This is a genomic window from uncultured Sphingomonas sp. (assembly GCF_936927845.1).
Taxonomy (GTDB): Bacteria; Pseudomonadota; Alphaproteobacteria; order Sphingomonadales; family Sphingomonadaceae; genus Sphingomonas.
Window position 1 is genome coordinate 172,242 of sequence record NZ_CAKZHV010000059.1, and the last position, 12,735, is coordinate 184,976.

Sequence of the window (12,735 nt, forward strand, 5' to 3'; positions counted from 1 at the left end):
GTTGAGGCCGGGTCCGACACCCACTCGCGGCGGGCATGCAACAAACCCGCGTCACCTTTTGCGCGAACATACGTTGTGTCGCGCATGCAACGATCCCAGCGCGCCGCGTGAACCGTCTCAGCCCCGACGCGGACGACGCGCGCTTCATCCGGCGCGTGCTGTGGCTCATCGCCATCGTCGCGGTCATCGCCGCGCTGTACCTCGCCCGGCATCTGCTGATCCTCGCCTTCGGGTCGATGCTGATCGCGATCGTCATCCACGCGATCGCGGAGCTGTACGAGACGCATCTGCGGATGCGTCCAAAGGTCGCACTCGGGTTCGGCGTCTTCTCCGTGCTCGGCTTCCTGGGGCTGCTCGGCTGGCTGTTCGGGGTCGAGTTCCGGCAACAGGTCAACACCTTGGTCGTGTCGCTGCCGGGGCTGTTGCAGAAGCTGCAGAACTATATGTCGCAATCGCCCGTCGGCGCGAAGGTCGCCGATGCCGCGCGGGCCGCCTTCGCGGGCAGCCGCATCGCGCAGGACATCGGCAGCCTCGCGCGCGGCGCGGGTGAGTTGCTGCTGAACGCCGTGCTGGTGCTGTTCGGTGCGATCTTCTTCGCGGTCGACCCCAAGGTGTACGAACGCGGCGCGCTGCTGCTCGTGCCGCCGACCAAGCGCGCCGCGGCAGAGGACGCGCTCGGCGATGTCGGCTCGACCTTGCTGCTGTGGCTGCGCGCGCAATTGATCCAAATGACCGCGATGGGCCTGATGGTCGGCATCGGGCTGTGGATCGCGGGCGTCCCCTCACCCGCCTTGCTCGGGCTGCTGACCGGGATCAGCGAGTTCATCCCCTATGTCGGCCCGCTCGGCGCGATGCTTCCCGCGCTCGGCCTCGCCGCGACCGCGGGGACCGATCAGCTGATCTGGGCGCTGGTCGTCTTTGCCGCGGTGCGCGTGATCCAGACCAACTTCGTCACCCCCTTCGTCACCAGCCGCGTGGTGTCGATTCCGCCCGCGCTCAGCCTGTTCGCGATCATCGGGACGGGCGCGGTGTTCGGGCTGTTCGGGCTGTTCTTCTCGGGCGGCATCCTCGTCGTGGCCTTTACGCTGACGCGCAGCCTGTACCTGCGCGAGATGCTGGGCGAGGACATCCCCACCACGCGCGAGCGGCGCCTGTTCACCGCCATGGGCAAGCCACGCTTCCCCAGCCGCCGTGGAAAAGATGAGTGAACGAGCGCGCTTAAGTCGGAATTAACCTTTTGCGTTCAGAAGCCGGATAGTTAATTTATCTGGCAGACTCGCGAGCGAACAGGGCAGCAGCGGGATCTGGAAACCGGGGAACAGCAGATGCGCGTACTCTTGATCGAAGACGAGCCGACCACTGCCAAGGCGATCGAACTGATGCTCTCGACCGAGGGCTTCAACGTCTACTCGACCGATCTGGGCGAGGAGGGCTTGGACCTCGGCAAGCTGTACGATTACGACATCATCCTGCTCGACCTCAACCTGCCCGACATGCACGGCTACGACGTGCTGAAGAAGCTGCGCGTTGCGCGCGTGTCGACCCCGGTGCTGATCCTCTCGGGCGTCAACGAAATGGACTCGAAGGTCCGTTCGTTCGGCTTCGGCGCCGACGATTACGTCACCAAGCCGTTTCACCGCGAGGAACTGATCGCGCGCATCCACGCCGTCGTCCGCCGCTCCAAGGGTCACTCGCAATCGGTGATCAAGACCGGCAAGCTCGCGGTCAATCTCGACGCCAAGACGGTCGAGGTCGATGGCGCGCGGGTCCATCTGACCGGCAAGGAATATGCGATGCTCGAGCTGCTCTCGCTGCGCAAGGGCACGACCCTGACCAAGGAAATGTTCCTCAACCATCTCTACGGTGGGATGGACGAGCCCGAACTCAAGATCATCGACGTGTTCATCTGCAAGCTGCGCAAGAAGCTCAGCATGGCGTGCGACGGTGAGAATTACATCGAAACCGTGTGGGGCCGCGGTTACGTGCTGCGCGAGCCCAACGAGGTATTGGCGGCCGAGGTCGCCTGACGAACCAGTTTGTTCCGGCGTTTTCGGACACGAAGGCCGCGGCTCCGGGGGGCGCCGCGGCCTTTTCGCATCCCACGCATCACCTCTTCTACTTCGCTTCCCTGGAAGCGAAGGGCCGGGGTTGGGTCGATGCGACACAAAACGCCACCCTTCCCTCCCTGTCATCCCGGACTTGATCCGGGATCCCGCTTCTTCGTCCCCGCCGAGAACGAGCGGGACCCCGGACCGAGTCCGGGGTGACCGTAAACAAGCAACGCCGGCTCAAATGCTCGCGCGCCCAAGCCGCACGGCGATCCCAGTCACCTCACCCCAGGATGTGCATCCACAGCGGCTCGCCGACCAGGCTCTGCGATCCGCGCAGCCGCTCCAGCGCCGCCGCCACGCAGCGCTCCGGCCCCTCGTGCGTCACGATCGCGACCAGCACCGCCCCGCCCGGATTGGCGCCGCGCTGAATCAGGCTCTCGATCGACACGCCCGCGTCGCGCATCGCCGCCGCGATCTCGGCCAGCACGCCGACACGGTCCGCGACCGTGAAGCGCAGATAGGCGCGCCCGCGTCGCTCGCCGCTGTCGGCCGCCTCTGCCGCGACCAGCGCCTCGACCGGCATCGCGAAGGCGGGTCCGAACTCGCCGCGCGCGATGTCGATCAGGTCGGCGACCACCGCGCTCGCAGTCGGCCCCTCGCCAGCACCCGCGCCCTGGAACAGCAAACGGCCGACGTAATTGCCCTCCGCCACCACCGCGTTGGTCGCGCCCGTCACGTGCGCCAGCGGATGGTCGGCCGGTACCAGATGCGCATGGACGCGCTGGAACAGCCCGTGCTCCCCCGCTTCTGCCACGCCGACGAGGCGCACGCGGTAGCCGAGCGCCGCCGCCTCGGCGATGTCCGCGGCGAGCACGTGGCGGATGCCGCTGACCGCCACCGCCGGGAACGCCGGCCGCGTGCCGAACGCGATGCTCGCCAGGATCGACAATTTGTGCGCCGCATCTACCCCGTCGATATCGAACGACGGATCGGCCTCGGCGAAGCCCAGCGCCTGCGCCTCGGCGAGCACGTCGGCGAAATCGCGGCCTTCCGCCTCCATCCGACTCAGGATGAAGTTGCACGTGCCGTTCAAGATGCCAGTGACGCGCCCGATCGCATTCGCCGCCGCGCCCTCGCGCAGACCCTTGATGACCGGGATGCCGCCCGCGACCGCCGCTTCGAACTTGAGCGCGACGCCAGCCTTCTCCGCCGCCGCGCCGAGCTCCAGCCCGTGATGCGCCAGCATCGCCTTGTTCGCGGTGACGAAGCCCTTCCCCGCCGCCAGCGTCGCGCGCGCAAGCGCCAGCGCCGGCCCGTCGGCACCACCGACCAGCTCGACCACCACGTCGGCGTCGCTTGCGGCAAGCTGCGTCGTGTCGTCGACCCAGGCAAAGCGCGACAGGTCGATCCCGCGATCCTTGCTGCGATCGCGTGCCGACACCGCCACGACCTCGATCGGCCGCCCCGCACGCCGCGTGATCAGCGCGCGGTTCTCCTCCAGCAGGCGGATCACGCCGCCACCCACCGTGCCCAGCCCCGCCAGCGCCACCTTCAGCGTATCCGCCATGTTCTTCGCCCCTTGTCGCTCGGCCTCAGCGCCTAAGCGAGCACCGCGCAGGTGTCGAGCGCGCGCACCTTTGCCGCGCCTGCGCGTTGAATGGCGACCACCACGGAGCAACCGACATGCAGATCACGCGGAGCGGCCAGCAGCCGTCCACCACGGGCAATCCCGACTGGTTCACCGGCACCGTCCGCGTCGACCCGCTGTTCGCCGCCGAGCCGCCCTCGCAGGTCGCCGGCGCCCATGTCACCTTCGAACCCGGCGCGCGCACCAACTGGCACACGCACCCGCTCGGCCAGACGCTGATCGTCACCTTCGGCCGCGGCTGGGTTCAGCGCGAGGGCGAGCCGATCGCCGAGATACGCGCGGGCGACGTCGTCCGCTTCGCCGCCGACGAGCGTCACTGGCACGGCGCCAGCGCGAACAGCGCGATGTCGCACATCGCGATCCAGGAAAGCGTGAACGGCAGCGCGGTGACGTGGCTCGAACCCGTCAGCGACGCGGATTACCGTCGCTGACGCGCCACACCCGGTCGCCCCCACACGGTTGCTCCCGCGCAGTTGCATTACGGCGCTCCGCCCGCGATGACGGGGCATGACCCGCCCCAGCGCAGCCCCAACCACCACGCTCGCCACCCCGACCGGCGTCCCCGAACTGACGCTGCGCGGCATCGTGCTCGGCGGCGTCATCACGCTGCTGTTCACCGCCGCCAACGCGTATCTCGGGTTGAAGGTCGGGCTGACGTTCGCGACCTCCATCCCCGCGGCCGTGATCTCGATGGCGGTGCTCCGACTGCTGCCGGGCAGCAACATGCTCGAGAACAACATCGTGCAGACGATCGCGTCGGCGGCGGGCACGCTCGCTGCGATCGTGTTCGTGCTGCCCGGCCTCGTCATGATCGGCTGGTGGAACGGCTTTCCGTTCTGGACGACCAGCGCGATCACCGCGACCGGCGGCATCCTGGGCGTGATGTTCTCGGTCCCCTTGCGCCGCGCGCTCGTGGTCGGGGGCGACCTGCCCTACCCCGAGGGCCGCGCCGCGGCTGAGGTGTTGCAGGCCGGATCGAACACGCAAGTCGGCGTTAAGGAGAGCGAGGCGGGGCTGCGCGTGCTGGTGCGCGGCTCGTTGGTCTCCGCGCTGTTCGCGATCCTCACGCAGATGAAGCTCGCCGCCGCCGAGGCCGCGACCTGGTTCCGCGTCGGCTCGGGCGCGACGGGCATCGCGGGCGGGCTGTCGTTCGCGCTGTTCGGCGTCGGGCACCTCGTCGGCCTGTCGGTGGGCTTGGCACAGGCGGTCGGGCTCGTCACCGGCTGGTTCATCCTGCTGCCGTTCCTGACCGCGCAGGCGCCCTCGACGCTCGGTGTCGAGGAATGGGCGAGCACCATCTTCCGCCAGGACGTGCGTTTCTTCGGCGCGGGCGTGATCGGCGTCGCCGCGATCTGGACCCTGCTCAAGATCGCGGGGCCGGTCGTCGGCGGCATTCGCGGTGCACTCGCCGCCAGCGCGGCACGGGGCAGCGGCGAGACGCTCGCGCTGGAGGAACGCGACCTGCCGATCGGCATCGTCGCCGCGGGCGCGGTCGCCGTCCTGCTGCCGATCGCGTGGCTGTTGTGGAGCGTGCTGTCGGGCGGGCCGCTCGCGGGCTCTGCCGCGCTGCTGATCGCGGGCGCGCTCGTCTTCGTCGTCGTCGTCGGGCTGATGATCGCCGCGGTGACGGGCTACATGGCAGGGTTGATCGGTGCGTCCAACTCGCCCGTGTCGGGGATCGGCATCCTCGCGGTGCTCGCCGCCTCGCTGCTGCTCGTCGGGCTGGTCGGACGCGACGTGGCACCCGAACAGACGCAGGCGCTCGTCGCCTATGCGCTGATCGTCACCGGCATCGTGTTCGGCATCGCCACAATCGCCAACGACAACCTCCAGGACCTGAAGACCGGGCAACTCGTCGGCGCGACGCCGTGGAAGCAGCAGGTGGCCCTCATCATCGGCGTCGTGTTCGGCTCGATCGTGATCGCGCCGGTGCTCGATCTGCTCCAGACCGCGTTCGGCTTCGCAGGCGCCCCAGGTGCCGGCCCCAACGCGCTCGCCGCGCCGCAGGCCGGGCTGATCTCCGCACTCGCGCAAGGGGTGCTCGGCGGCAACCTCAACTGGTCGATGCTCGGCTGGGGTGCGGTCGCGGGCGTGATCTTCATCGCCATGGACGCAGCGCTCGGGCGCGCGGGGCGGCTCCGGCTGCCCCCGCTCGCGATCGGGATTGGCATCTACCTGCCGATGGCGGTGATCCTGCCCGTCACGATCGGCGCGGTCGTGGGCCACCTCTACGACCGTTGGGCCGACCGCACCCGCGACGCCGAGTTCGCACGGCGCCTCGGCGTGCTCGTCGCGACCGGCATGATCGTCGGCGAGTCGCTGTGGCAGGTCGTGTTCGCGGGCATCGTCGCCGCGACGGGCAGCGACGCGCCGCTCGCGGTGGTCGGCCCCGCCTTCACCCACGTCGCGCTGATCGGCGGGACGGTGCTGTTTCTGACGCTGGTCTGGTGGCTCTACCGCGGCACCAAGCGCGAAGCGATCGCCTGACCGCATTCGGTACCAAGCACCGTCATCCCGGACTTGATCCGGGATCCCGCTGCCTTCTACGCCACGTTTAAAAAGCGGGACCCCGGATCAAGTCAAGGGTCACGAGAAGGGCGTGTTAGGTCGCCAATCAAGCCGCCGGCACCCGCTCCGCATCGGTCGCCGTCGGCGCAACCACGTCGCTCATCGCAGCCCCACCACCATTGTCGTTCGCGGCCGCCGGCACCGGCTCGGCGCGCGGCGCGTCGGCGGCGGTGGGCACATTCGCCGGCGCAGGCGTACTGGCCGGCGCAGGCGCACTCTCCGTCGGCTTCTCCGCACGGATCGGTCGCCCGCGCTCATCGACGTCGGCGGGCGGCTCGGTCATGCCGCCGACCAGCGGCTGACCGCGCTTCAACGCGTCGATCTCGGCCTGGCGGCGCTGCAGATAGAAGGTGCGCGAATTGGCGTACGGATCGTCGACATTGTCGTGCAGTTTCTTCAGCGTATCGTCGAACTCGGACCGGTGATCGAGGATGCTGAGCGCGGCGAAGGGAACAACGAACGCCGGCTTGGTGACGCGGCTGCCATAGGTAAACGGCAGGATCAGCCGGTCGATCGCGCCGCCGAACAGGTCGCGCAGCGTCGTTGGACCCGTGATCGGCAGGAACAGGAACGGTCCGTTCGGCACGCCGTAGAAGCCCAGCGTGTTGGCAAAGCCGTTGCTGCGCCGCGGCAGCTTGAACGGCTTCTTCTTGGCGACGTCAAAGATGCCGGCGACGCCCGCGGTGGTATTGATCGCGAAGCGCGCGAAGGTTTCGGCCGCCTTGCCGATCTTGTGCTGCAGCAGGAAGTTCACGAACACGACCGGTTCACGAAAATTGTACAGGAAGTTGTGGATGCCTTTGCGCACCTCGCGCGGCAGCGTCTTCTTGTACGCGCGCGCGGCGGGGCCGGTGATCGCGTCGTCGACCGCCTGCGTCGCCTTGAACGCGGTTTCGTTGACCGATCGGAACGGATCGGGCGCGATCCCGCGGCGCTCGCCGGTGACGACGATGTCGCTCCCGACGCCCGCGCCGCCCTGCGCGGCGGCCGGCGGCAGCGTGCGGACGACCGGCGGCGGTGTGATCTCGGGTTCGGCGCCCTGATCGACGACGGGCTCGGCCTGCTGCATCGACACGGGGGGCGCTGCGACGGCTTCGATGGAGGCACCGGCGGGCTGATCGGCGAACAGCGCGGTCTCGAACGCACCCGGCGTCATCGCGGCGACCGACACGCTGGTCCAAAGCAACAGGCTCAATCGTCGGCTCCTAGCAGCCGGTGCCCGCCGCCCGGAACACCGGCCAGCGCGACACCGCGCGTCCGGCTAGTACAAAGCCCGCTTGCAACGCACAACCGGGGCGCAGCGCAGCGAGCGTCAGGCGTCGATCGCTTCCTCATCCAGTCGCGCTGCATTCTCCTGGATGAACGCGAAACGGTGCGCCGGATTGGTCCCCATCAACCGGTCGACCAGGTCCTTCACCCCCGCGCGCTCCTCATATTTCTGCGGCAGCGTGATGCGGATCAGCGAGCGGGAGCCTGGGTCCATCGTCGTTTCGCGCAACTGCCCCGGGTTCATCTCACCGAGCCCCTTGAACCGCGCGACCTCGACCTTCTTGCCGCGGAACGCGGTGCGCTCCAGCTCGGCGCGATGCGCGTCGTCGCGCGCGTACAGGCTCTTCGCGCCATGCGTCAGTCGGTAGAGCGGCGGCTGCGCGAGGTAGAGATGCCCGCGGCGAACGATGTCGGGCATTTCCTGAAAGAAGAACGTCATCAGCAACGTCGCGATATGCGCGCCGTCGACGTCGGCGTCGGTCATGATGATGACCTTCTCGTAGCGCAGATTTTCCGCGACGCAGTCCTTGCGCGTCCCGCACCCCAGCGCCAGGCCAAGATCGGCGATCTCCTGGTTCGCCAGGATCTTGGCGCTCGTCGCGCTGGCGACGTTCAAAATCTTGCCGCGGATCGGCAGGATCGCCTGCGTCTTGCGGTCACGTGCCTGCTTGGCACTTCCGCCCGCCGAATCACCCTCGACGATGAACAGCTCGGTGCCCGCCGGCGCGTCGGCCGAACAGTCGGTCAGCTTGCCCGGCAGCCGCAGCTTCCTCGCACTCGTCGCGGTCTTGCGCTTGACCTCGCGCTCCTGCTTGCGCCTGAGCCGCTCGTCCATCCGCTCCAGCACGTAGCCGAGCAGCGCACGCCCGCGCTCCATGTTGTGGCTAAGCCAATGATCGAAATGGTCGCGCACCGCCTTTTCGACCAGCCCCGCGGCTTCCGGGCTGGTCAGCCGGTCCTTGGTCTGGCTCTGGAACTGCGGATCGCGGATGAAGACGGACAGCATCAGCTCGCTTCCGACCATCACGTCGTCCGCGGTCAGCTCCTTCGCGCGCTTGTTGTTCACCAGCTCGCCGAACTGGCGCAGCCCGCGCACCAGCGCCTGACGCAGACCCTGCTCGTGCGTGCCGCCGTCCGGGGTCGGGATCGTGTTGCAATACCAGCTATAGCTGCCCTCGCTCCACAGCGGCCAGGCCACCGCCCACTCGACCTTGCCCATCTTCATGCCGCCCGGACCATCGGCGAAGTCCTGCGTGCCCGAGAACGCGTCCGCGGTCGCACACTCGCGCCCGCCCAGCTGCTCGCGCAGGTGATCGGCCAGCCCGCCCGGAAACTGGAACACCGCCTCCGCCGGGGTATCGTCCGAGATGATTGTGGCCGCGCACTTCCAGCGGATCTCGACGCCGGCGAACAGATACGCCTTCGACCGCGCCAGCTTGTACAGCCGCGCCGGCTTGAAGCTCAGCTCGGGCCCGAAGATCTCCTGGTCGGGCACGAACGACACGCTCGTTCCGCGCCGGTTGGGCGCCGCGCCGACATGCTCCAGCGCGCCGACCGTCACGCCGCGGCTGAACCGCTGACGGTACAATTGCCGCTCGCGCGCGACCTCGACCACCGTTTCCGCCGACAGAGCGTTCACCACCGATACGCCGACGCCGTGCAGCCCGCCGCTCGTCGCATACGCCTTGCCCGCAAACTTGCCGCCCGAGTGGAGCGTCGACAGGATGACCTCCAACGCCGACTTGTCGGGAAACTTCGGGTGCGGGTCGACCGGGATGCCGCGACCATTGTCGGTGATCGTCAGCCGGTTGCCCGGCTCCAGCGTCACCTCGATTCGCGTCGCGTGACCCGCGACCGCCTCGTCCATCGCATTGTCGAGCACCTCGGCCGCCAGGTGATGCAGCGCGCGCTCGTCGGTGCCGCCGACGTACATGCCGGGCCGGCGGCGCACGGGCTCCAGCCCTTCCAGCACCTCGATCGATGACGCGTCGTAATCGCCGGCGCTCGTGGTGGATGAGGCAAAGAGATCGTCGGCCATGCTTCGCTATACGCCAGCGTGACCGTGAACAGAAGGGGCACAACATCGCAACAATTTGTCACGCAACATAATGCCGGATCGGGTGGTTCTGCGGCCAAGTTTACGGGAGGTTATAATGAAGGTTAAGCTCATCGCCGGCGCAGCCGCGCTTCTCACCGCCACGCCCGCGCTCGCGCAGGAAGTCACCACCGGTTTCAGCGGCATCTACGTCGGTGCGGCGGGCGGCTACGACGTGCAGGGCAACGATCGCGGCTCGTCGATCCTGTTCGACCGCAACCTCGACGGTCGCTTCGGTGACACGGTGACGACCGCGGCCGGCGCCAACGCCTTCTCGCCCGGTTTCTGCAACGGTCGCGCGACCAGCGTGAACGCACCCGGCCGCACCGCGACCGCCGCACCGACCGTTCCCGCCGGCACCGGGTGCCGCAACGACAAGGACGGCTGGTCCTATTACGGGCGCATCGGCGCCGATCAGCAGATGGGTCGCTTCGTCGTCGGCGTCGTGGGCGAGTTCGGCAAGACCGAGATCAACGACAGCGTCTCGGCCTATTCGACCACGCCGGCCAATTACGTGATGTACCGCGAGATCAGCTGGGAAGCCGGCATCCGCGCACGCGCCGGTTACACACCGAACGATTCGACGTTGTTCTACGGCACCTTCGGCCCCGGCTACGCGCGGATCGATCGCGAGTTCTTCACCACCAACACCGCCAATTCGTTCGCACAGCGTGGCAAGCGCAACCAGTTCGGCATCCAGGGTGGCGGCGGCGTCGAGCAGCGCATCGGGAACAACTTCTCGATCGGGCTCGAATATCTGTTCCACCAATATGACGACAGCGACTACCGCGTGCGCGCGGGTTCGACCGGCACCACGCCCGCGACCAACCCGTTTATCCTGACGCCCAACACCGGCGGCACCGACTTCGCGCGCAGCGACAACAACTTCCGCTGGCACTCGATCCGCGCCACGGCGGCATTCCGCTTCTGATCCTTCACCATCGGGCCGGCGTCCGCGCGTCGGCCCGATGGCTTATCCCACCAGCACCACGTTGCTGCACCGCAGGCCGTTGACCTGCAGGTCGCCCTCGCCGATCCCGACGCCCAGCGTCCCCGTCACCGCGCTCAGCACCGTGTCGATGGGTCCCGCCACGCCCGACAACAACGTTCCGACCGCGCGCAACAGCGGGTCGATCGCGATCGGCAATCCAACCAGCGACACCTTGAGCGAGGCCTGCTGGATCAGCGAGGCCGCAATCCCCTGCACCGGCGTGGTCGACCGGATCGTCTCGGTGCTGCCTGCATCGATCATCGCTTGGGTGAAGCGACGCGTCTGCCACGGCTCGGCCGCACCCAGTGACACGCGGCTGCTGCCCGTCACGTCGACCAGCAAGGTGTCGACGAGGCGCGCACTCGACGGCGTGATCGCGCGGGAGAAGTCACCCAATTGTGCCTCGTCGACGCTCCCGATTGCGGCCTGCACCGGGCTGACGCGCCCTTCGAGCGTCACGCTGCGCGGCGTCGCGGCGCAGTCGATGCTCTTCAATCGCGCCTCCGCACCCGCGGCTTCGACGAACAGCGGCAGGTCGACCGACGCCAGGCTCGACAGCCCCGGCAGCAAGGTCGGCGCCAGTCGCGCACGCGCGTAGATGCGCGCCTGCGCGGTGCGGACGATGGTGTCGCCCTTGTCGGTGATCGCGAGCCACGGCGAGGATTGCGCGCGCTCGCCGATCGCCACGCTCATCTTGAGCGACGCCACGCCGGGCACGCCTGCCCCCAGGTCGAGCGACAGCCGCCGTGCCCCGCCCGACTGCAGCACCGCGGTCGTGAACGCCAGCACGGGCACGCGCGCGCTCAGCCCGCCCGCACCTGCCTGATGCGCGAGCGGACCTGCGTCGATCAGCGTTCCGAGCTTGATCGTCTGCCCGCCGACCGCGGCACCGATCCGCCCCACCGCACCGCCCGCAGTCCCCTGCCCGGTGGCGTTGAGCGTGTCGGTTAGCGCGGCGAGCACGTCGCCCACCTGCACCTCGCTCGACAACACCGTCGCGTAATCGGCCCCCGACATGTTCGCGCGCACCCGCACCCGGTCGAGCACGTGCACCATGTCGACGTTCGCGGACACCAGCGCACCCTGATCGAGCACGCCCAGCGTGACCGGCCGCCCGGTCAGCGCCGACAGCAATGCGTTCAGCACGCCACCGTCCAGCCCGACCAGCCGCGACCCGACCGAGAAGCTCGTCACCGCACGGCGCTGCGCGGTCGCCTGACGCACGATCGGCACGTCATCGATCCCGAAAACCTTCGCGAAAAAGGTCGGCGATCGCGTCGTCACCTGCACCTGCGCGGCATCGCCCGCCGCGTCGGCGACGAAGCGCTGCGCCAGCGGAATGCCCGCGTCGGCGCGGTAGCGGCCGGGCACGACGCGGACAACCGCCGCCTGATCCCAACTCGCCGCCACCAGTCCGCGCGCCACCGCGTCGGCCTTCGCCGGATCGCCCGCCGCCGCCAGCGCCGCTGCGTCCGCCACCCCCTGCAACCGCCGCGCGTCGAGCTGCACCGTGCCCAGATCGACCGCGAACGCCGCGAACCCCGCGAGCAGCGGCATCGCCAGCGCGACGAACACGCCCACGCCCGCGCGCGCATCACGCCACACCCGCCACAGCAACAAGTGCCACAGCAGCACCGGGCGCAGCGTCATCCCGCGCGGCATCACGACGTGCTCAGCGCGCTGACCGCCCGGCGCTCGATCACCGGCTCGGGCAGCGGAACCATGCCGGTCGACAGCAGCGTCAATGCGCGCGCGTCGACGCGCAGCCGCACGGTCGCGCGCGCATTCGCCTCGTCGATCGAGACCGAAACCTGGTTCGCGCGCAACTCGGGCACACTCGCCATGTCGGTCGCCACCGCCGCCTGTGCCAGCGACAGCCGCTCGGCCGGGGTCACGCCCGCGACGATCGCGCGCGCCGCGTCGTTCGCCGCCGCCTGCACGCTATGGGCGAGCCAGATATACTGACCGTAGCACAGCACCCCCATGACGAGGCTCAGCAGCGCCGGCAGCAGCAACGCGAATTCGATCAACGCGGCGCCGCGAGCGTCGCGGGCAAGCCGATATGCGCAAGTAAAGGATGCGGATGTGGAGCCGACCATGACCTGACCTTTCA

10 protein-coding genes are annotated in these 12,735 nt (G+C 68.8%); 5 read left to right on the forward strand and 5 right to left on the reverse strand.

Features of this window, described 5'->3' with window-relative positions:
• Positions 1-107: 107 nt before the first annotated feature.
• Positions 108-1,208 (forward strand): AI-2E family transporter, encoded by a 1,101-nt coding sequence (locus tag Q0579_RS11220; RefSeq protein WP_298812178.1) that lies wholly within the window; start codon positions 108-110, stop codon positions 1,206-1,208.
• Between the two features lie 117 nt (positions 1,209-1,325).
• Positions 1,326-2,027: a response regulator transcription factor CtrA gene (gene ctrA, locus Q0579_RS11225; RefSeq protein ID WP_298812180.1), complete on the forward strand. Its 702-nt coding sequence runs from the start codon at positions 1,326-1,328 to the stop codon at positions 2,025-2,027.
• 304 nt (positions 2,028-2,331) lie between these two features.
• Here ctrA and Q0579_RS11230 read toward each other — a convergent pair whose 3' ends face one another.
• Positions 2,332-3,618, reverse strand: coding sequence for a homoserine dehydrogenase (locus Q0579_RS11230; RefSeq protein WP_298812182.1), 1,287 nt, complete (start codon positions 3,616-3,618; stop codon positions 2,332-2,334).
• Between the two features lie 116 nt (positions 3,619-3,734).
• Here Q0579_RS11230 and Q0579_RS11235 point away from each other — a divergent pair, with 116 nt between their 5' ends.
• Complete coding sequence (locus Q0579_RS11235) at positions 3,735-4,130, forward strand: cupin domain-containing protein (RefSeq protein WP_298812184.1); 396 nt, start codon at positions 3,735-3,737, stop codon at positions 4,128-4,130.
• Positions 4,131-4,206: 76 nt separating this feature from the next.
• Positions 4,207-6,186 (forward strand): oligopeptide transporter, OPT family, encoded by a 1,980-nt coding sequence (locus Q0579_RS11240; protein ID WP_298812185.1) that lies wholly within the window; start codon positions 4,207-4,209, stop codon positions 6,184-6,186.
• Positions 6,187-6,313: 127 nt separating this feature from the next.
• Here Q0579_RS11240 and Q0579_RS11245 read toward each other — a convergent pair whose 3' ends face one another.
• Together Q0579_RS11245 and parE are read right to left on the reverse strand one after the other, a co-directional pair.
• Positions 6,314-7,462 carry a VacJ family lipoprotein gene (locus tag Q0579_RS11245; RefSeq protein WP_298812186.1) on the reverse strand — a complete coding sequence of 383 codons (1,149 nt, stop codon included), beginning with the start codon at positions 7,460-7,462 and terminating at the stop codon, positions 6,314-6,316.
• Between the two features lie 117 nt (positions 7,463-7,579).
• Positions 7,580-9,574, reverse strand: coding sequence for a DNA topoisomerase IV subunit B (gene parE / locus Q0579_RS11250; RefSeq protein ID WP_298812187.1), 1,995 nt, complete (start codon positions 9,572-9,574; stop codon positions 7,580-7,582).
• 115 nt (positions 9,575-9,689) lie between these two features.
• On the opposite strand from parE, the gene Q0579_RS11255 reads away from it, so the two are divergent.
• On the forward strand, positions 9,690-10,562 hold the full coding sequence (locus tag Q0579_RS11255; protein ID WP_298812188.1) for a hypothetical protein: 873 nt from the start codon (positions 9,690-9,692) through the stop codon (positions 10,560-10,562).
• Positions 10,563-10,604: 42 nt separating this feature from the next.
• On the opposite strand, the gene Q0579_RS11260 is transcribed toward Q0579_RS11255, so the two are convergent.
• Positions 10,605-12,284 (reverse strand): pilus assembly protein TadG-related protein, encoded by a 1,680-nt coding sequence (locus Q0579_RS11260; protein ID WP_298812189.1) that lies wholly within the window; start codon positions 12,282-12,284, stop codon positions 10,605-10,607.
• Complete coding sequence (locus tag Q0579_RS11265) at positions 12,284-12,652, reverse strand: TadE/TadG family type IV pilus assembly protein (RefSeq protein WP_298812190.1); 369 nt, start codon at positions 12,650-12,652, stop codon at positions 12,284-12,286. Before Q0579_RS11265 ends, Q0579_RS11260 begins: the two co-directional genes overlap by 1 nt.
• Positions 12,653-12,735: the final 83 nt, after the last annotated feature.

What these genes read in the sequence shown, in the direction of transcription:
- Q0579_RS11235 (WP_298812184.1), top strand. Translation starts at nt 3,735, where the DNA reads ATGCAGATCACGCGGAGCGGCCAGCAGCCGTCCACCACGGGCAATCCC.
- Q0579_RS11260 (WP_298812189.1), bottom strand. Translation starts at nt 12,284, where the DNA reads ATGCCGCGCGGGATGACGCTGCGCCCGGTGCTGCTGTGGCACTTGTTG.
- parE (WP_298812187.1), bottom strand. Translation starts at nt 9,574, where the DNA reads ATGGCCGACGATCTCTTTGCCTCATCCACCACGAGCGCCGGCGATTAC.
- Q0579_RS11240 (WP_298812185.1), top strand. Translation starts at nt 4,207, where the DNA reads ATGACCCGCCCCAGCGCAGCCCCAACCACCACGCTCGCCACCCCGACC.
- ctrA (WP_298812180.1), top strand. Translation starts at nt 1,326, where the DNA reads ATGCGCGTACTCTTGATCGAAGACGAGCCGACCACTGCCAAGGCGATC.
- Q0579_RS11255 (WP_298812188.1), top strand. Translation starts at nt 9,690, where the DNA reads ATGAAGGTTAAGCTCATCGCCGGCGCAGCCGCGCTTCTCACCGCCACG.
- Q0579_RS11230 (WP_298812182.1), bottom strand. Translation starts at nt 3,618, where the DNA reads ATGGCGGATACGCTGAAGGTGGCGCTGGCGGGGCTGGGCACGGTGGGT.